Origin of the sequence: Cellulomonas sp. IC4_254 (assembly GCF_011603975.1) — a bacterium.
In the GTDB taxonomy this organism is placed as follows: domain Bacteria; phylum Actinomycetota; class Actinomycetes; order Actinomycetales; family Cellulomonadaceae; genus Cellulomonas.
This window is the reverse complement of record NZ_JAANNB010000076.1, coordinates 1-16178: the sequence shown is the minus strand read 5'-3', so window position 1 is coordinate 16178 and position 16178 is coordinate 1. Positions and strand designations below refer to the sequence as shown.

General features: G+C 76.4%; 17 protein-coding genes. 10 read left to right on the top strand and 7 right to left on the bottom strand.

Features of this window, described 5'->3' with window-relative positions:
* The 3 genes from G6556_RS09395 to purM all read left to right on the top strand — a co-directional run.
* Window positions 1-358, top strand: a 358-nt coding sequence (locus tag G6556_RS09395; RefSeq protein WP_205693251.1) for a histidine kinase, incomplete at its 5' end; no start/stop codon positions are given.
* Window positions 359-429: 71 nt separating this feature from the next.
* Window positions 430-1980: an amidophosphoribosyltransferase gene (purF, locus tag G6556_RS09390; RefSeq protein ID WP_166940687.1), complete on the top strand. Its 1551-nt coding sequence runs from the start codon at window positions 430-432 to the stop codon at window positions 1978-1980.
* Window positions 1977-3092, top strand: coding sequence for a phosphoribosylformylglycinamidine cyclo-ligase (gene purM / locus G6556_RS09385; protein ID WP_166940685.1), 1116 nt, complete (start codon window positions 1977-1979; stop codon window positions 3090-3092). Before purF ends, purM begins: the two co-directional genes overlap by 4 nt.
* A 389-nt stretch (window positions 3093-3481) precedes the next feature.
* On the opposite strand, the gene G6556_RS09380 is transcribed toward purM, so the two are convergent.
* The gene (locus G6556_RS09380; RefSeq protein WP_147794565.1) at window positions 3482-3673 is read right to left on the bottom strand and encodes a DUF3073 domain-containing protein; all 192 of its coding nucleotides are present in this window, start codon (window positions 3671-3673) and stop codon (window positions 3482-3484) included.
* 739 nt (window positions 3674-4412) lie between these two features.
* Between G6556_RS09380 and G6556_RS09375 the strand changes: the two genes are divergently transcribed.
* Complete coding sequence (locus G6556_RS09375) at window positions 4413-4622, top strand: BldC family transcriptional regulator (RefSeq protein WP_166940683.1); 210 nt, start codon at window positions 4413-4415, stop codon at window positions 4620-4622.
* Between the two features lie 245 nt (window positions 4623-4867).
* Window positions 4868-5533, top strand: a complete 666-nt coding sequence (locus G6556_RS19495) for a methylated-DNA--[protein]-cysteine S-methyltransferase (protein WP_166940681.1) — start codon at window positions 4868-4870, stop codon at window positions 5531-5533.
* 28 nt (window positions 5534-5561) lie between these two features.
* Here G6556_RS19495 and G6556_RS09365 read toward each other — a convergent pair whose 3' ends face one another.
* The 3 genes from G6556_RS09365 to G6556_RS09355 all read right to left on the bottom strand — a co-directional run bounded on the left by G6556_RS09365 (window position 5562) and on the right by G6556_RS09355 (window position 6797).
* On the bottom strand, window positions 5562-5840 hold the full coding sequence (locus tag G6556_RS09365; protein WP_166940679.1) for a DUF3618 domain-containing protein: 279 nt from the start codon (window positions 5838-5840) through the stop codon (window positions 5562-5564).
* The gene (locus G6556_RS09360; protein ID WP_166940677.1) at window positions 5837-6265 is read right to left on the bottom strand and encodes a phage holin family protein; all 429 of its coding nucleotides are present in this window, start codon (window positions 6263-6265) and stop codon (window positions 5837-5839) included. Before G6556_RS09360 ends, G6556_RS09365 begins: the two co-directional genes overlap by 4 nt.
* Window positions 6266-6368: 103 nt before the next feature.
* Window positions 6369-6797 carry a phage holin family protein gene (locus G6556_RS09355; protein WP_346774810.1) on the bottom strand — a complete coding sequence of 143 codons (429 nt, stop codon included), beginning with the start codon at window positions 6795-6797 and terminating at the stop codon, window positions 6369-6371.
* A gap of 151 nt (window positions 6798-6948) precedes the next feature.
* Here G6556_RS09355 and G6556_RS09350 point away from each other — a divergent pair, with 151 nt between their 5' ends.
* From G6556_RS09350 to G6556_RS09335, 4 genes are all read left to right on the top strand, one after another.
* On the top strand, window positions 6949-7599 hold the full coding sequence (locus G6556_RS09350) for a response regulator transcription factor (RefSeq protein ID WP_166940675.1): 651 nt from the start codon (window positions 6949-6951) through the stop codon (window positions 7597-7599).
* Window positions 7596-8105 (top strand): CrcB family protein, encoded by a 510-nt coding sequence (locus tag G6556_RS09345; protein WP_166940673.1) that lies wholly within the window; start codon window positions 7596-7598, stop codon window positions 8103-8105. Before G6556_RS09350 ends, G6556_RS09345 begins: the two co-directional genes overlap by 4 nt.
* On the top strand, window positions 8102-8479 hold the full coding sequence (gene crcB / locus G6556_RS09340; protein ID WP_166940671.1) for a fluoride efflux transporter CrcB: 378 nt from the start codon (window positions 8102-8104) through the stop codon (window positions 8477-8479). The genes G6556_RS09345 and crcB overlap by 4 nt, the downstream gene beginning before the upstream one ends.
* A gap of 109 nt (window positions 8480-8588) precedes the next feature.
* On the top strand, window positions 8589-10838 hold the full coding sequence (locus tag G6556_RS09335; protein WP_166940669.1) for a SpoIIE family protein phosphatase: 2250 nt from the start codon (window positions 8589-8591) through the stop codon (window positions 10836-10838).
* Window positions 10839-10849: 11 nt separating this feature from the next.
* On the opposite strand, the gene G6556_RS09330 is transcribed toward G6556_RS09335, so the two are convergent.
* The 3 genes from G6556_RS09330 to G6556_RS09320 all read right to left on the bottom strand — a co-directional run bounded on the left by G6556_RS09330 (window position 10850) and on the right by G6556_RS09320 (window position 14261).
* On the bottom strand, window positions 10850-11470 hold the full coding sequence (locus G6556_RS09330; protein ID WP_166940667.1) for an FMN reductase: 621 nt from the start codon (window positions 11468-11470) through the stop codon (window positions 10850-10852).
* A 138-nt stretch (window positions 11471-11608) separates the two neighbouring features.
* Window positions 11609-12808, bottom strand: coding sequence for an LLM class flavin-dependent oxidoreductase (locus G6556_RS09325; protein ID WP_166940665.1), 1200 nt, complete (start codon window positions 12806-12808; stop codon window positions 11609-11611).
* Window positions 12809-12929: 121 nt separating this feature from the next.
* The gene (locus G6556_RS09320; RefSeq protein ID WP_166940663.1) at window positions 12930-14261 is read right to left on the bottom strand and encodes an APC family permease; all 1332 of its coding nucleotides are present in this window, start codon (window positions 14259-14261) and stop codon (window positions 12930-12932) included.
* 515 nt (window positions 14262-14776) lie between these two features.
* On the opposite strand from G6556_RS09320, the gene G6556_RS09315 reads away from it, so the two are divergent.
* On the top strand, window positions 14777-16178 hold a 1402-nt coding region (locus tag G6556_RS09315; protein WP_166940661.1), incomplete at its 3' end, for a PKD domain-containing protein.

Here is a 16178-nt window from a genome sequence, read left to right as displayed (position 1 = left end):
GCCGGCGCCCGGTGCCGAGACGGCCCCCGACCCCGCGGCCCCGGCGGAGCCCGCCGTCACGCCGGTCCCGGACGAGGCCACGCTCGCCCGCGTCGCCGAGCCCGCGCGCGTCCGCCGCGCCCCGAAGATCGGCGCGTTCATCACCGCCGGAGTCCTGCTCGGCGCGCTGGTCGGGTTCGTGGTGGCGCAGGTGGCGGCGTCGTCGAGCGGGCTCGCCGAGTCGGACCCGCAGGCGTTCATCGGCTTCCTGGGTGGTCAGGGCGGCGCCCGGGCGGTGTCGGCGTTCATCGGGGCGATCGTGGGGGCCTTCGCGGGCGCCCTGGCGGCACTCGTCGCGGACCGGCGCAGCCGCCGCTGAGCGGCCCGCGCCTGGGACCGACGTCCCGGACCGGGGACGGCTCCGCGCGTGGCATGTGTCACCATGGAGTCGTGGCCCCCCGCGGAGACGGCAAGCTCAACCACGACCTCCTGCCGAACGAGAAGGGACCCCAGGACGCGTGCGGCGTGTTCGGGGTCTGGGCTCCCGGCGAGGAGGTCGCGAAGCTCACCTACTTCGGGCTCTACGCCCTGCAGCACCGCGGCCAGGAGTCCGCGGGCATCGCGACGTCGAACGGCGAGCAGCTGCTGGTCTACAAGGACATGGGCCTCGTCTCCCAGGTCTTCGACGAGACGGCGCTGAACGCCCTGCACGGCCACATCGCGGTCGGGCACGCCCGGTACTCGACGACCGGCGGCAGCACGTGGGAGAACGCGCAGCCGACGCTCGGCGCGACCGCCGGCGGCACGGTGGCCCTGGCGCACAACGGCAACCTCACCAACACGGCCGAGCTGGTCGACCTCGTCGCGGAGCGGTACGGCGCCCAGCGGCGCGGCGAGCTCGCGCGCGGCAACACCACTGACACCGCGCTGGTGACGGCGCTGTTCGCGGGGGACCAGGACCACACGCTCGAGGCCACCGCCATGGAGGTGCTCCCGCGGCTGCGCGGCGCCTTCAGCCTGGTGTGGATGGACGAGCACACCCTGTACGCCGCGCGCGACCCGCAGGGCGTCCGGCCGCTGGTGCTCGGCCGGCTGGAGCGCGGCTGGGTCGTCGCCTCGGAGACGCCGGCGCTCGACATCGTGGGCGCCTCGTTCGTCCGCGAGATCGAGCCGGGCGAGCTCGTCGCGATCGACGCGGACGGCCTGCGCACCCAGCGGTTCACCGAGCCGCAGCAGCGCGCGGGCTGCGTGTTCGAGTACGTCTACCTGGCCCGCCCGGACACCACGATCGCCGGCCGGTCCGTGCACGCCGCCCGCGTCGAGATGGGCCGCCGGCTGGCGCAGGAGCACCCGGTCGAGGCCGACCTGGTCATCCCGGTGCCGGAGTCCGGCACCCCCGCGGCGGTCGGCTACGCGCAGGCGTCGGGCATCCCGTTCGGGCAGGGCCTGACCAAGAACGCGTACGTCGGCCGGACGTTCATCCAGCCGTCGCAGACGCTGCGCCAGCTCGGCATCCGGCTGAAGCTCAACCCGCTGCGCGAGGTGATCCGCGGCAAGCGGCTGGTCGTCGTCGACGACTCGATCGTGCGCGGCAACACCCAGCGCGCGCTGATCCGGATGCTCCGCGAGGCCGGCGCCGCCGAGGTGCACGTCCGGATCAGCAGCCCGCCGGTGAAGTGGCCGTGCTTCTACGGCATCGACTTCGCCTCCCGCGCCGAGCTGATCGCCAACGGTCTCGCCGTCGAGGAGATCGGGTCCTCGCTGGGCGCCGACTCGCTCGGCTACATCTCCATGGACGGCATGATCGCCGCCACCGAGCAGCCCGCGGCGCAGCTGTGCACCGCGTGCTTCACCGGGAAGTACCCCATCGAGCTGCCGTCCCAGGACCGGCTCGGCAAGCACCTGCTGGAGCAGAACGAGCTGCCGCTCGGCGCCCCGGAGGACGGACTCGCCACCCTCGTGCCCGGCACGGGTGGCTCGAACGCGCTGGAGCACCCGTGACCGAGGGCATCACCTACGCCGCCGCCGGCGTCGACACCGAGGCGGGCGACAAGGCCGTCGAGCTGATGAAGGACGCCGTGCGCGCCACGCACGGCCCGCAGGTGCTCGGCGGGGTCGGCGGGTTCGCCGGGCTGTTCGACGCCTCCGCCCTGGTCGGGTACCGCCGCCCGCTGCTCGCGACGTCCACCGACGGCGTCGGCACGAAGGTCGCGATCGCGCAGGCGCTGGACGTGCACGACACCATCGGGTTCGACCTGGTCGGCATGGTCGTCGACGACATCGTCGTGGTGGGCGCGAAGCCGCTGTTCATGACCGACTACATCGCGTGCGGCCGGGTCGTCCCGGAGCGGATCGCGGACGTGGTGCGGGGCATCGCCGCGGCCTGCTCGGTCGCCGGCACGGCGCTGGTCGGCGGCGAGACCGCCGAGCACCCGGGTCTGCTCGGCCCCGACGAGTACGACGTCGCGGGCGCCGCGACCGGTGTGGTCGAGGCCGACGCGCTGCTGGGCCCGGAGCGGGTGCGCGCGGGTGACGTGCTGGTGGCGCTCGGGTCGAGCGGCCTGCACTCGAACGGGTACTCGCTGGTCCGGCGGGTCGTCGCGCACGCCGGCTGGTCGCTGGACCGGCACGTGCCCGAGCTCGGCCGTACGCTCGGCGAGGAGCTGCTGGAGCCGACCCGGGTCTACGCGGCGGACTGCCTCGCGCTGGTCGAGCGCGCGGGCGGCGCCGTGCACGCGTTCAGCCACGTCACCGGCGGCGGGCTCGCCGCGAACGTCGCGCGCGTGCTGCCCGCGGGCCTGGTCGCGGACGTGCCGCGCGGGTCGTGGACGCTCCCTCCGGTGTTCTCGCTGGTCCAGGCCGCGGGCGCCGTGCCGTGGACCGACCTGGAGCGGACGCTCAACCTCGGGGTCGGGATGGTCGCGATCGTCGACCCGGCCGGCGCGGAGGCGGTCGAGCGGCACGCGACCGAGCTCGGGCTCACCGCCTGGCGGCTGGGCGAGGTGCGCGACCTGACCGCCGCGGACGCCGAGGGCGGGCCGGACCTGGTCGCCGGCACCAAGGGTGTCCAGGGCGGCGCGGTCCGGCTCAGCGGCGCGTACCGCACGGCCTGACGGAAGGTCGCCCGCCGCGGCTCGGCGGGGGACGAGCCCGGGCGCCGGGCGGCCCGGCGCGGGCGGCACGAGCCCGTCGGCGGACGGCGCCGCAGGGCGCAGAGCGCAGGCGGCACGGGCGCCGTCAGCCGGCGGCGCCGCAGCGCGGGCAGCACGAGCGCGGTGAGCGGACGGCGCCGCGGCGCGGGCAGCACGGGAGCCGTGTGCGGGGGCGCCAGGTCGTGGCGAGCGCACCAGGCCGGTGCCGGGTGACGTGGGCAGCACACGAGCCGGGCCCGCCCGGCGTCCGTCGTGGACGGGAGCCGAGGGGCCCGGCTGCGTCGTGCTGGTGGCCGCTGCGCGTCAGCGGCGGGGCCGGTGCCACGCGGGGTGGCTGCCGGCCCGGGTATTCAGCGCTCGTCCGCCCATCGAGGGGGGTAGTCGTCACCCTCGTCGTCGGAGTCCTGTCGGCTGTCGGTGACGAGGTCGTTCCGGTGGCCGGTGAGCTCCTGCTCCAGCGCCCGGTAGTTGGTGTCCGGGCTGAAGTACTTCAGCTCCCGAGCGACCTTCGTCTGCTTAGCCTTCTGACGGCCGCGCCCCATGGCATCGACCCCCTCTAACGTGGAAGCGGGGCGGCTCCGTGCTCACACGTGCGGCCCCGGGATGCTGAATAGTCTGTTCGTGACGCAACGGTACATGGTCCCCCGGCATTCCGACCACTCGCCGGAGGCGGACGCGTGCCCCGGTGGCCGCCGCGACGCCCCGGGGGCTCCGTGCGCCGGCGCGGGCGCGCTCCGGCCACGACGCGCGACGTGCTCCGACGGTCCGGTCCGGCCGCGCGGGCGGCGGTCCCTGGCTGCGGCGGCCGCCGAGGGGGTGTGATCTTCGCCACTGGCGAACAGGGTGGCGTGTCGGGACGATGGGTGACGCGACGACCGTCGGGGAGCCCGGGGGCGCGGCGCCCACTGGGACGAACGACCCGGTCCGGGCCCCGCCGACCGTGGTGATGACACGGCGGTCACCCGGACGCGTGACGCCCGCGCGCTCGTCCGTCGCTCGGACGGGTGACGGTCACCGCGCGCAGTCATGTCGCGTTCGACCTAGAGTGTCCTCATAGTTACCGCTTGTCCCGGAATGGGACGTTGGTACTAGTTGTCCAGAGTTCGCACGTGACACCGTGGTCACGGTTGGGGGCGCAAGGGGGGTCGAGCGCGATGACGTCACCGATGCCGTACGAGCCCGGCTCCGTCCGGGCAGCGGTGCCGATGGCCATGTTCCTGTCTGTCATGACGACGGGTCACCCGACCGGTCGTCGCCACGAGGGCACCCCGGAGGTCTGACGTGACTGCCCCCCACACCGAGAACGAGATCCTGCTGACGCCGTCGGAGGTCGCCACCCTGTTCCGGGTCGACCCGAAGACGGTCACCCGCTGGGCGAAGTCCGGCAAGCTGTCGTCGATCCGCACGCTCGGCGGCCACCGCCGCTACCGCGAGACCGAGGTGCGCGAGCTGCTCGGCGGCGTCCCCGGTCAGCGCGGCGACGACGTCTGAGCCGACCCGGAGGTCCCGCCGCCCGACCGGCGGCGGGCTCCGTGGGCCGGCTCCGCCCGGTCGCCGACTCGCAGCCGGCCTGACGGGCCGGCAGTGCGCCTGACGCCGCCCGACGGGTCGCCCTGCGCACACACGACGACGGTCCGGCACGCCGACCGACGTCCGCCCGCCACCCCGGGCGCGCCCGCGCCGCGATGTCCGATCACCGCCGGTACCCGGTGCGGCCCAGGGCGCAGGATGGTGCCATGACCGAGACCACCACCGCCGCCGTCGTGCCACCGCGTGCGCCCGCCGTGCCGGCCGCACCCGCGATCGCTGGGTCCGTGGCGCCGCCCGCGCCCGCCGCGCCCCCGGCGCCGCCCGCACCGCCGGCGGCCGACCCGGCCGCGCCGCTGCTCGCCGCCGTGCTGCCGTCGCCCGCCGGCGGCCTGGCGGTGCTGCTGACCGAGGACGGCGTCGTGCGCGCCGCGGGCTTCGGCCCGGTGGCGGCGATGGCCGCGCGCCTCCCGCTCGACCTCGCGGCGCGCGGGCACGAGCTGCTCGACCCGGAGGGCCTGGCCGCGCGGGGCGCGGGTCCGGCACTCGTCGCCGACGCGGCGGCCCGGTACCTCGACGGCGAGGCGGGTGCCCTGGACGCGGTGCCCGTCGCGCAGCCCGGCGGCCCGTTCCAGCAGCGGGCCTGGGCGGCGATGCGCGCGATCGCCCCGGGGTCGACGGCGACGTACGCCGAGCTCGCCGCCGCGGCGGGCAGCCCGACCGCGGTGCGGGCCGCCGGGTCCGCGTGCGCGCGGAACCTGGTCGCGCCGTTCGTGCCCTGCCACCGGGTGCTGCGCAGCGGCGGCACCCTCGGCGGCTACTACTACGGGCTGGACACGAAGCGCCTGCTGCTCGCGCACGAGGCGCGCGCCTGATCCCGGGCGCGCGCCTCGTGCGGTGAGGTCAGCGCCGGACGGCGAGCACCACCACGAGCGCCAGGGCGCCCACGGCGCCGGCGAGGATGCCCCGTGCCCGGTTCTTGTTCGCGGGGTCGGCGGCCGGGTCGGTGCCGACGGCGTCGCGCCAGAGCTTCTCCGCCGCGGCCCGTGCGTCCGCGACCTGCCGCTTCGGGCTGAGCCGCTCGGCGAGCGCGTCGGCGGTGCCGGCCAGCTCCGCGCGGGTCAGCAGCACCTCCGCCTCGAGCGCGGTGATCGTGGGCTTCGGCGTGGGGGAGTCGCTCATCGGCTCAGGCCCTCCTTGACGGACTTCTGGACGGTCGCGGCGTCCTGCTTGAGGCCCTCGACGGCCTTCTCGGGCGTCGGCGGGGTGCCCTTCTGCAGGCTCTTCACGCCGACGAGCGCGAGCACGCCGGTGATGATCGCGAGCGCCACCAGCACGATGAGCGCCGCGAGCCAGGGCGCGAGGCCCTCGCTGATGGCGAGGATCACCGTGGTGACGAGCACCGCGAACGTGAAGAACCCGAAGAACGCGGCGCCGGCGAGCAGCCCGATCCCGATGCCCGCGGCCTTGGCCTTCTGCGCGAGCTCGGCCTTGGCCAGGTCGATCTCCGCGCGCACCAGCCGGGCGGCCTGCTCGCTGAGCCGGCTGATGAGCTGGCCGATCGACTGCTGGTCCGGGCCGGACCCGCTGCCCGATGTCGTCGTCATCCGGTGCTCCTTCGTGGACGGGAGGCGTTCTGCCCCAGTCTGGCCCGTCCGCGTGATCTGCGCAGGTGGGACGGGCCGGGCGTGCCCCGTGCGGTGGTGCGGCTCAGTCGGCCCAGGGGTGGACGAGCTCGGGTTCGGCGGCCGGCCCGGCCGGCGGGGGCGTCGACCGGACCCGCTCGGGGAGCCGGCTGCGGGCCCACGCCGCGAGCCCCGCGGCGGCGCCGATGAGCAGCACGCCGACGATCAGCGCGGCCAGCCAGAGCTCGACCACGTGCGCGAGCCCGACGACCGCCGCCGTCACCAGCAGCGCCAGCCCGAACACGGTGAGCAGCAGCGCCGCGGCGAACCCGATCGCGCTCGGCCGGACCTCCACGGCGCGCGCCCGCACCGAGCGGGTCACCGCGTCGATCTCCCCCTGGACCGAGCGCCGCACCCGGTCCTCGACCTGCTCGATCCGCTCGCGGGTCTTCTCGGCCAGCGGCTCCGCCAGCCGGTCGAACAGGCTGCGCCTCGGCTCCTCGGCGTCGGTCACGGTGCCCTCCTCGTCACGACCCGGAGCCCGGCCCGCGTCCTCGCGGCGGCTCGGGGGTCCTCGCTGGTCCGCCCGGTGCCACCACCCTAGTCACCGGCGGGTGGTCCGCCGGTCGGGCACCGCGGCACCCCGCTCGGCGTACCGTGCCCCCGTGGTCGGGCGCGTGGTGCGGGTGGCCCTCGTCGTGGACGAGGCGCTGTCGCGCGCCGCGCTGGCGCAGGGCCTCGAGGACGACCCGCGGCTCGCGGTCGTGCACCGGCTGGCGGGCCGGCGGGAGGCGCTCGACCGCGTCGAGGCGCGCACGGTCGACGTCGTGGTCGTCGAGGACGCGCTCGCGGACGGCACGGGCGTGGAGGTCGGGCTCCGGCTCCAGGAGCGCGACCACGACCTGGCGGTGCTGCTGCTGTCGGGCGGGGACGCCTCCGACGTGGTGCTGGCCCTGCGGGACCGCGCCCCGCGCCCGTGGAGCCACGTGTCCCGGCGGACGTGCCCGGACCCCGGGGCGCTCGCCCGCGCGGTGGTCGCGGCCGCCGACGGGCACGCGGTGGTGGGCCGCGGGGACGCGGCGCCGCCGCCGGGGCTCGCCGGGCTGACGCCGGCCCAGGGGGCCGTGCTCGCCCTGGTGGCGCAGGGGCTGTCGAACCGGGCGGTCGCCCGCGCGCTCGGGCTGTCCCCGCGGTCGGTGGAGAACCACCTGGCGGTGGTCTACCGGGCGCTCGGCGCGACGGGCCCGGACGTCAGCCCCCGGGTGCTGGCGGCGCTCGCGTACCGCACCGGCCGCCCGCCCCGTGCGGCAGGATGAGCGACGGCCCGCAGCCGCACCGCCGTCACCCCCCGGAGGTCCCCACGAGCACGCCCGCCGCACCCCGGACCGCCCCGCGCCCGGCGCACCACCGCGCGGGTCTCGCGCTCCTCGTCGCGGTCGGCGGCGCCGTCGGGTCCCTCGGCCGGTACGGGCTGGCGCACGCGCTGCCCCCGCAGGACGGCTGGCCGGTCGGGACGCTGACCGCGAACCTCACCGGGGCGTTCCTGCTCGGCGCGCTGCTGGAGGTCCTCGGCCGCCGCGGGCCGGAGACCCCGGGCGTGCAGCGGGTGCGGCTCGCGCTCGGCACCGGCGTCCTGGGCGGGTACACGACGTTCAGCTCGCTGGCGCTGGAGACCGAGCGGCTGCTCGCGTCCGGGGCCGTCGGGACCGCGCTGGGCTACGTCGCGGTGTCCCTGGTGGCGGGGGTGCTGTGCGCCGCGGGCGGGGTCGCGCTGGTGGCGGCGCTCGCCGGGCGCCGGAGCGCCGCCGGCGGTGCGCGGTGACCGACGCGCTGCTCGTCGCGGTCCTGGGCGGCCTGGGTGCCGCGACCCGGTTCTGGGTGGACGGGACCATCCGCGCGCGGGGGCGCACGGTGCTGCCCGTGGCCACCATCGCGATCAACGTGACCGGCTCGCTGCTCATCGGGCTGGTGGCGGGCGCCCAGCTGTACCTGGGTCTGCCGGCGACCTGGCAGCTGCTGCTCGCGACCGGGTTCTGCGGCGGGTACACGACGTTCTCGGCGGCTGCCGTCGAGACCGTCCGGCTCGCGCAGGCCGGGGAGCGCGCACGGGCGCTGACCAACCTCCTGGGCACGGCGGTGCTCGCGGTCGCGGCGGCGGCCGCCGGGCTCGGCCTCACCGCCCTCTGGGCCGCCTGACCCAGTTGCCAGGACGCCCCCCGGTTTGCGAGGGTCGCCGGGGATCGCGTCGCCGCGCGTGGCCCGCTCGGCCCTCCCGGTCGGGTCCTCCGACCGGAAGGACACGGCGTTGAGCGAGACCTTCGTGGCGCCCGGTGAGCCGATCGACCTCGACAACTGCGCGCGCGAGCCGATCCACATCCCCGGGTCGGTGCAGCCGCGGGGCGTGCTGCTGGTGGTCCAGGACGACGGCGCCCTGGTCCTGCAGGCCTCGGAGAACGTGGCGACGGTGCTCGGCCGGCCGGTCGAGGCGGTGCTCGGCGCGCCGCTCGGCGACGTGCTGGGGGTGCCGGCCGCCCGCGTGGTGCTGGAGCAGCTCGCCGCCGTGCCGGACCACCGCACCCGCAACCCCGGGCTGGTCGAGATCGCGACCGCCGACGGCACGGTGCAGCTCGACGTCGTCGTGCACCGCCCGCCGCCGGCGACGCTCGCCGACCCCGGTCCGGTGTTCGTCGTCGAGCTCGAGCCGGCCGACGGCCCCCGCCCGCTGACCTACGGCACGACCTACGAGAGCGTCCGCGACGCGATCGCCGACCTGAACCGCGCCGGCGAGCTGACCGGGCTCTACGACATCGCGGCCCGGCACGTGCGGCGGCTGACCGGCTTCGACCGCGTGATGATCTACCGGTTCGACGCCGAGTACAACGGCGAGGTCGTCGCCGAGGCGCGGCGGCGCGACCTGGAGCCGTTCCTCGGGCTGCACTACCCGGCGTCCGACATCCCGGCGCAGGCGCGGGCGATGTACGAGAAGAGCTGGATCCGGCTCATCTCCGACGTCGACTACACGCCGGTCCCGGTGGTCCCGACCCTCGACCCGCTGCGCGGCCGGCCGCTGGACCTGACGTACGCGACGCTGCGCTCCGTCTCCCCGGTGCACTGCGAGTACCTGCGCAACATGGGCGTGCGGGCCTCGATGTCGATCTCCCTGCTCCGCGACGGCAGGCTCTGGGGCATGGTGGCGTGCCACCACTACTCCGGCCCGCACGCGCCGTCGTACGGCGTCCGCGCCGCGGCGGAGTTCCTGGGCGTCGCGCTGTCCGCCCGCCTGGTCGCCCAGGTCGAGGAGGACGCGCTCGCGGAGACCCGCCGGGCGTCCGGCGTGCTCGCCCGCCTCGTCGCCGCCAGCCGCGACGAGGAGGTCCGGCTCGCGCAGGCGCTCACCCGGACCGACGACCTGCTCACGCTCGTCCCCGCCGACGGCGTGGTGGTGAGCGTGGGCACCGACGTGCTGACCCGCGGCGAGGTGCCGGACGCCGCGTCGTGCCGGGGCATCGCCGGCTGGGCGTCGACGGTGGACGAGCTGCTGGCCACCGACCGGCTCGCGGAGGAGCCCGACGCGCCCGACGTGCCCGGGATCGCCGGCGCGGTCGCGCTGTCCCTGCCCGACGGCGGCACGGTCGTGTGGCTGCGCGGCGAGGTGGTCCGCACCGTCGACTGGGGCGGGGACCCGCACCACAAGATGATCGAGGTGCCGGACGGCGACGGCGTGCGGCTGGGCCCGCGGCAGTCGTTCGACCTGTGGCGCGAGCAGGTCCGCGGCCGGTCGCTGCCGTGGGACGAGCAGCACGTGCAGAACGCGGCCGACCTGCGGACGTACCTCGTCGAGGCGCTGTTCCGGCGCGGGCGGGCGGAGGTGAACGCCGCGCGCGCCATCCAGCGGACGCTGCTGCCCACGTCGTTGCCGTTCGTGCCCGGCTGGTCGCTGGACGCGCGCTACGAGCCGGCCGGCACCGGCCAGGTCGGCGGCGACTGGTACGACGTGCTGCGGCTGGCCAACGGCCGGCTCGCCCTCACCATCGGCGACGTCACGGGGCACGGCCTCGCGACCGCCGCCGCGATGGGGCAGCTGCGCAACGCCACCCGCGCCTACCTGCTGGACGCGGCGCCGCCCGCCGTCGTGCTGTCCCGGGTCGCCGCGCTCGCGCGGTGGACCCTGCCGGGGCAGATGGCGACCATGGCCGTGGCGCTGCTCGACCCGGCGACCGGCGAGGTGGAGTACGCCGGTGCCGGGCACCTGCCGCCGCTGGTCGTGCGCGCGGACGGCACCGCCGCGTGGGAGCCCGTGCTCGGCTCGCCGCTGATCGGGCTGCTGCTCGGGGAGCCCGACGCGGGCCGGACCCGGCTGGAGAGCGGCGACGCGCTGCTGCTGCTCACCGACGGGATCATCGAGCGGCGGCGGGAGTCGCTGCGGGTCACGCTGGACCGGACGGTCCGGGCGGTCGGCCGCCCGGCGCCGGGGGACCTGGACGCGCTCGTGGCGCGCCTGCGGGACCCGGCGTCGGACGACGACGCGACCGTGGTGCTGCTGGCCCGCGACTGACGGGCGGGCGGTCAGCCGCCGAGCAGGTCCGCGAACGACGGGGCGCCGGCGAACGGGTCCTGCGGGCCGCGCGACCCGCGGGCGGCGACGGTGGCGGCGAGCTCGGCGCCGGCCCGGCGGATGCGGGCGGGCAGCGGGCTGGGCTCGTCGGCGGTGGCGCCGGTCGCCCAGTCGTCGGTCGCCGCGAACACGGACGTCGTCGCGACGTCGGCCCGCAGGTAGGTGAACAGCGGGCGCATCGAGTACTCGATGGCCAGCGAGTGCCGGGCGGTGCCGCCGGTCGCGCCGAGCAGCACGGGCAGCCCGATGAGCGAGTCCTTGTCGAGGATGTCGACGAACGACTTGAACAGGCCCGAGTACGTCGTGGTGAACAGCGGGGTCACGGCGATGAGCGCGTCCGCGCCGGTCACGGCCTCGATCACCTCGGCGAGCGCCGGGCTCGGGACGCCGGTGAGCATCGCGTTCACGATGTCGTGCGCGTAGTCGCGCAGCTCGACGACGCGGACCTCCGGGCGCTGCCCGCGGTCGGCGAGCTCGGTCGCGGTCGCCTCGGCGAGGCGGTCGGCGAGCAGACGGGTGGAGGACGGCTGGCCGAGGCCGGCCGACAGCGCGACGATCCTGCGCTCGGTCATGGGAGGTGCTCCTTCGGGGTCCTGCTGCGGGTGCTGCGGGGTGCTGCGGGTCGTGCGGGGTGCCGCGTCGGGCGGGAGGCCCGGACGCGCGGGTGGCGTGTCCGGCAGAACCTCCCGCCCGGCGGGGTTGTTCCGGGGTCAGAGACCGAAGGCCGCGCCCTGGCGGGCGGTCACGGCGTCGGCGGCCGCGGCGTCGTCCTCGGCGGTCCTGCCGGTCCAGTGGTCGGCGGCGGCGACGGTCTGCTCGTGCACCTGGCCGGCGGCGCGGGCCTTCGCGACGCGCTCCGCGTGCGTCGGCGGGCCGGACGGCACGTCGGCGGGGCGGTCGGACTCCATCTCCTTGCGGAGCACCGGGACGACCTCGCCGCCCAGGATGTCGAGCTGCTCGAACACGGTCTTGAGCGGCAGGCCCGCGTGGTCGATGAGGAACAGCTGGCGCTGGTAGTGGCCGACCTCGTGCCGCATGGCGGCGTACCGGTCGATGACCTGCTGCGGCGAGCCGACGGTGAGCGGCGTCTGCGCCGAGAAGTCCTCGAGCGACGGGCCGTGGCCGTAGACCGGCGCGTTGTCGAAGTACGGCCGGAACTCGTCCACCGCGTCCTGCGAGTTCTTCCGCATGAACACCTGGCCGCCGAGGCCGACGATCGCCTGGTCCGCCCGGCCGTGGCCGTAGTGCTCGAACCGCTGCCGGTAGAACTGCACCATCTGCTTGGTGTGGCTCATCGGCCAGAAGATGTTGTTGTGGAAGAAGCCGTCGCCGTAGTACGAGGCCTGCTCGGCGATCTCGGGGCTCCGGATCGAGCCGTGCCACACGAACGGCGGGACGCCGTCCAGCGGCCGGGGGGTCGAGGTGAAGCCCTGCAGCGGGGTGCGGAACTTGCCCTCCCAGTCGACGACCTCCTCCTCCCAGAGGCGGCGCAGCAGGGCGTAGTTCTCGATCGCCAGCGGGATGCCCTGGCGGATGTCCTGGCCGAACCACGGGTAGACCGGGCCGGTGTTGCCGCGGCCCATCATGAGGTCCATCCGGCCGTCGGAGATGACCTGGAGCATCGCGTACTCCTCGGCCAGCCGGACCGGGTCGTTCGTGGTGATCAGCGTGGTGGCCGTCGACAGCACGATGTTCTTCGTGCGGCCGGCCAGGTAGCCGAGCATCGTGGTCGGGGACGACGCGACGAACGGCGGGTTGTGGTGCTCGCCGGTCGCGAAGACGTCGAGGCCGACCTCCTCCGCGTGCTCGGCGATCGCGAGGATCGACCGGACGCGCTCGGTGTCGTCGGGCGCGCGGCCCGTGTGGGGGTCAGGCGTGATGTCGCTGACCGTGAAGACTCCGAACTGCATCTCGCGCTCCTCAAGTCGATGCGTTTGCATGTACTTGCGCCCCAACGAGGCCGCGCTCGGATCTATTCCGCGCCGCCGGGACCATCGTCCCGGGCCCGGCGGCGCAGTGTGCCGGTGCTGGTCAGCGGGCCGGTGCGCCCTCGACGGCGCGGCGGCTCGACCGGCGCGTCACCAGGTGCAGCACCAGGCCGACGGCGAGCAGCACCCCGGCCAGCGCCCAGTGCCGCGCCTCCTGCTGGGTCAGCAGCACCAGGCAGGTGACGATCGCCAGCACCGGCAGCGCGGTCCACGCGCGGAAGTGCTCGTGCTCCACCCGGTCCCGGCGCAGCACCAGCACCGCGACGTTCGTGCTGAGGAAGACGAACAGCAGCAGCAGGACGACCGTCGACGCCAGGTCGACGAGCTCGCCGGTCGCGGCGAGGACCATCGCGACGGCCGTCGTCACGACGATGGCGACCCACGGGGTGCGGCGGTTCGGCAGCACGCGGCCGAGCACCGGGGGCAGCAGGCCCTCCCGCGCCATGCCGTAGGTGAGCCGGCTCGCCATGATCATCGTGAGCAGCGCACCGTTCGCCACCGCGACCAGCGCCACCGCGGAGAAGATCTCCAGCGGGACCCCGCCGGCCGCGCGGACCACCTCGAGCAGCGGGCCGCTCGACGCCGCGAGGTCCTCCGGGGCGACGACGGCCGGCGCGACCAGCCCGACCAGCAGGTACACCACGCCCGCCGTGACCAGCGCGCCGAACAGCGCGCGCGGGTACACCCGGCGCACGTCGGTGACCTCCTCGGCGAGGTTCGCCGACGTCTCGAACCCGACGAACGAGTAGAACGCGATCAGCGCGCCGCCCAGGACCGCGGCCGCCCACGACGTCTCGGCAGGCAGCTCCAGCACCCGGCCCGGGTCGCCGTCCCCACGACCCAGGACGACGGCCCCGAGGATCACGACCAGCACCAGGCCGGACAGCTCGATCGCGGTCATGACCACGTTCGCGCGCAGCGACTCCTTGATCCCGCGCATGTTCAGCGCCGCCACCGCGGCCAGGAACACGATCGCCGTGGGCACCGGCGGCACGTCCAGGAACACGGACAGGTAGTCGCCGCCGAACGCCAGGGCCAGCCCCGCCGCCGACGTCACGCCCGCCGCCAGCATGCAGAACCCGACGAGGAACGACACCAGCGGGCTGCCGAACGCGCGCTGCGCGAACACCGCCGAGCCGCCCGCCTTCGGGTACTTCGTGACCAGCTCCGCGTACGACGCCGCGGTGAGCAGCGCCATGCCCAGCGCGACCAGCAGCGGCAGCCAGATCGCGCCGCCCGCCTCCGCACCCAGCTCGCCCACCAGGGCGTACACGCCGGCGCCGAGGACGTCGCCCAGGATGAACAGGAACAGCAGCGGCCCGGTCACGGCCCGGCGGAGGCCGGGGGAGCGGTCGGTCGTGGTCTCGGTGGTCACCCGGCCGAGTATCGGTGCGCTCGCCCGCGCCCGCGCGCCGAGCGCCGACGGGCGCGGTCCGGGCGGCGCTCGGCTCGGCCCTTTCGGCGAGCGGGTAACCGACGCGTCGAGCGAGTAGCCGGCGGGTACTCGCTCGACGTGCCGGTTACCCCCTCGTCGCCTGCGGGCCGGGGCGGAACTGCCGGGCGGCGGGTGTGAGCGGGTGCACACGCCGTGCCGGAGGGCTCAGGGGCCGGCGCGCGTTGTCGATGGTGGACGTGCGGGCCCGGCCCGCCGTCCCGCCCGGAGTCCGGGCGACGCCGCGTGACGAGACCGCGGCAGCAGGCGCACGGGACGCCCCGGCGCCGACCGCTCCACCGGCACCATCCCGCACCCCGCACCACCGCGCGCCGCGACCCGTCGCGGCAGTCCCGCGCGGGCGACGCCGCCCCGCGCGCCACCGGCCCGCCGCCGGCGCCGCCGGTCACCGCAGCACCACCGGGCGCCCGCGCGCGCCCGCACGCAGGGGGATCCGCATGTCCGCACCGACCCGCGCCCGCAGGGGCGCCGCGCTCGCCGCCGCGCTGGCGGCCACGCTGGCGCTCGCCGCCCCGTCCGCCGCCGCCCTCGCCCCGGCCGCCGCGTCGACCGCGGGGCCGACCGCGGCGCCGGCTGCCGCCTCCACCGCGGCGACCACCGCCACCGCCGCCACCGCCACCGGCTTCCGCCTCGGCGCGCACGTCGACCGCGGCGCCGCACCGGACACGGCGGCGGCCGTCGCCGGGTTCGAGGACGTCCTCGGCCGCCGCCTGGACGTGCACCGCTGGTACAGCCGCTGGGACGACGCCCAGCCGGCGAGCCCGGTGGTGGACTCGGTCGCCCGGGGCCGCACGCCGCTGCTGTCGATCTGGCCGCGGCGGCTGGACGGGTCGGTCGTCCCCTGGGCGGCGATCGCGTCGGGGGAGGTGGACGCCGACATCCGCCGGCAGGCCGCGGGTGTCGCGGCGCTGGGGGTGCCGGTGTACCTGACGCTGCACCACGAGGCCGACATCGCGCAGGGCTGGGGGACGCCGGCGGAGTTCCGCGCGGCGTGGCGGCACTACGTGCAGGTGTTCCGGGACGCGGGGGTGCGGGACGTGCGGTGGACGTGGGTCGTGACGCCGGCGAGCTTCGGGTCGGCGCCGTCGACGGCGGGTGCGCAGGCGTTCTACCCGGGGGACGACGTCGTGGACCGGGTCGGCCTGGACGCCTACAACTGGTTCGGCTGCGCGCCGGGGAAGCCGGTGGCGTGGCGGTCGCTGGCCGAGGTCGCCGGGCCGTTCCGGCGGTGGGCGGAGGCGCGGGGGAAGCCCGCCGTGCTGGCCGAGTTCGGGACCGCCGCCGATCCCGCCGACCCGGACCGGCGCGCGGCGTGGCTGACGGACGCGGTCGACTGGCTCGGGTCGTGGCCGGGGCTGGACGTCGCGTCGTCGTTCGAGGGCACCGGGACCTGCGCGTGGGCCGTGGCGGCCGACGCCCCGGCGCGCTCGGCCTACGCGGCGGCGGTCGCGGGTCCCGGGGCGTACGCCGCCCCCGTCGCGGACCTCCGCGTGTCGGTCGCCGTCGGTCCGGCGCCGCTGGCCGTCACGTTCGACCTGGCCCGCAGCACCGGCGGCGGGTCGGCGGCCGGCACCGGTGTCACGCGCTGGACCCTCGACCTCGGGGACGGCACGACGCGCAGCGGCACCGGGCAGCCCGGCGTCGTCGCGCACACGTACGCCGCCGGGACGGTGACCGCCCGGCTGGCCGTCACGGACGCGGCGGGCCGCACCGCGACGCACTCCCGCGTCCTCGTGGTGGCCGCCCCGCCCGTCGTGACCGGTGCGGAGGCGGGCGTCACGGGGACGTCGGCGCGGGTGCGGGCGTGGGTGACCCCGGCGGGGCTGCCCGGCACGGTGC

What these genes read in the sequence shown, in the direction of transcription:
- G6556_RS09380 (WP_147794565.1), bottom strand. Translation starts at nt 3,673, where the DNA reads ATGGGGCGCGGCCGTCAGAAGGCTAAGCAGACGAAGGTCGCTCGGGAG.
- G6556_RS19495 (WP_166940681.1), top strand. Translation starts at nt 4,868, where the DNA reads ATGACCGAGACCACCACCGCCGCCGTCGTGCCACCGCGTGCGCCCGCC.
- G6556_RS09365 (WP_166940679.1), bottom strand. Translation starts at nt 5,840, where the DNA reads ATGAGCGACTCCCCCACGCCGAAGCCCACGATCACCGCGCTCGAGGCG.
- G6556_RS09360 (WP_166940677.1), bottom strand. Translation starts at nt 6,265, where the DNA reads ATGACGACGACATCGGGCAGCGGGTCCGGCCCGGACCAGCAGTCGATC.
- G6556_RS09345 (WP_166940673.1), top strand. Translation starts at nt 7,596, where the DNA reads ATGAGCGACGGCCCGCAGCCGCACCGCCGTCACCCCCCGGAGGTCCCC.
- G6556_RS09330 (WP_166940667.1), bottom strand. Translation starts at nt 11,470, where the DNA reads ATGACCGAGCGCAGGATCGTCGCGCTGTCGGCCGGCCTCGGCCAGCCG.
- G6556_RS09325 (WP_166940665.1), bottom strand. Translation starts at nt 12,808, where the DNA reads ATGCAGTTCGGAGTCTTCACGGTCAGCGACATCACGCCTGACCCCCAC.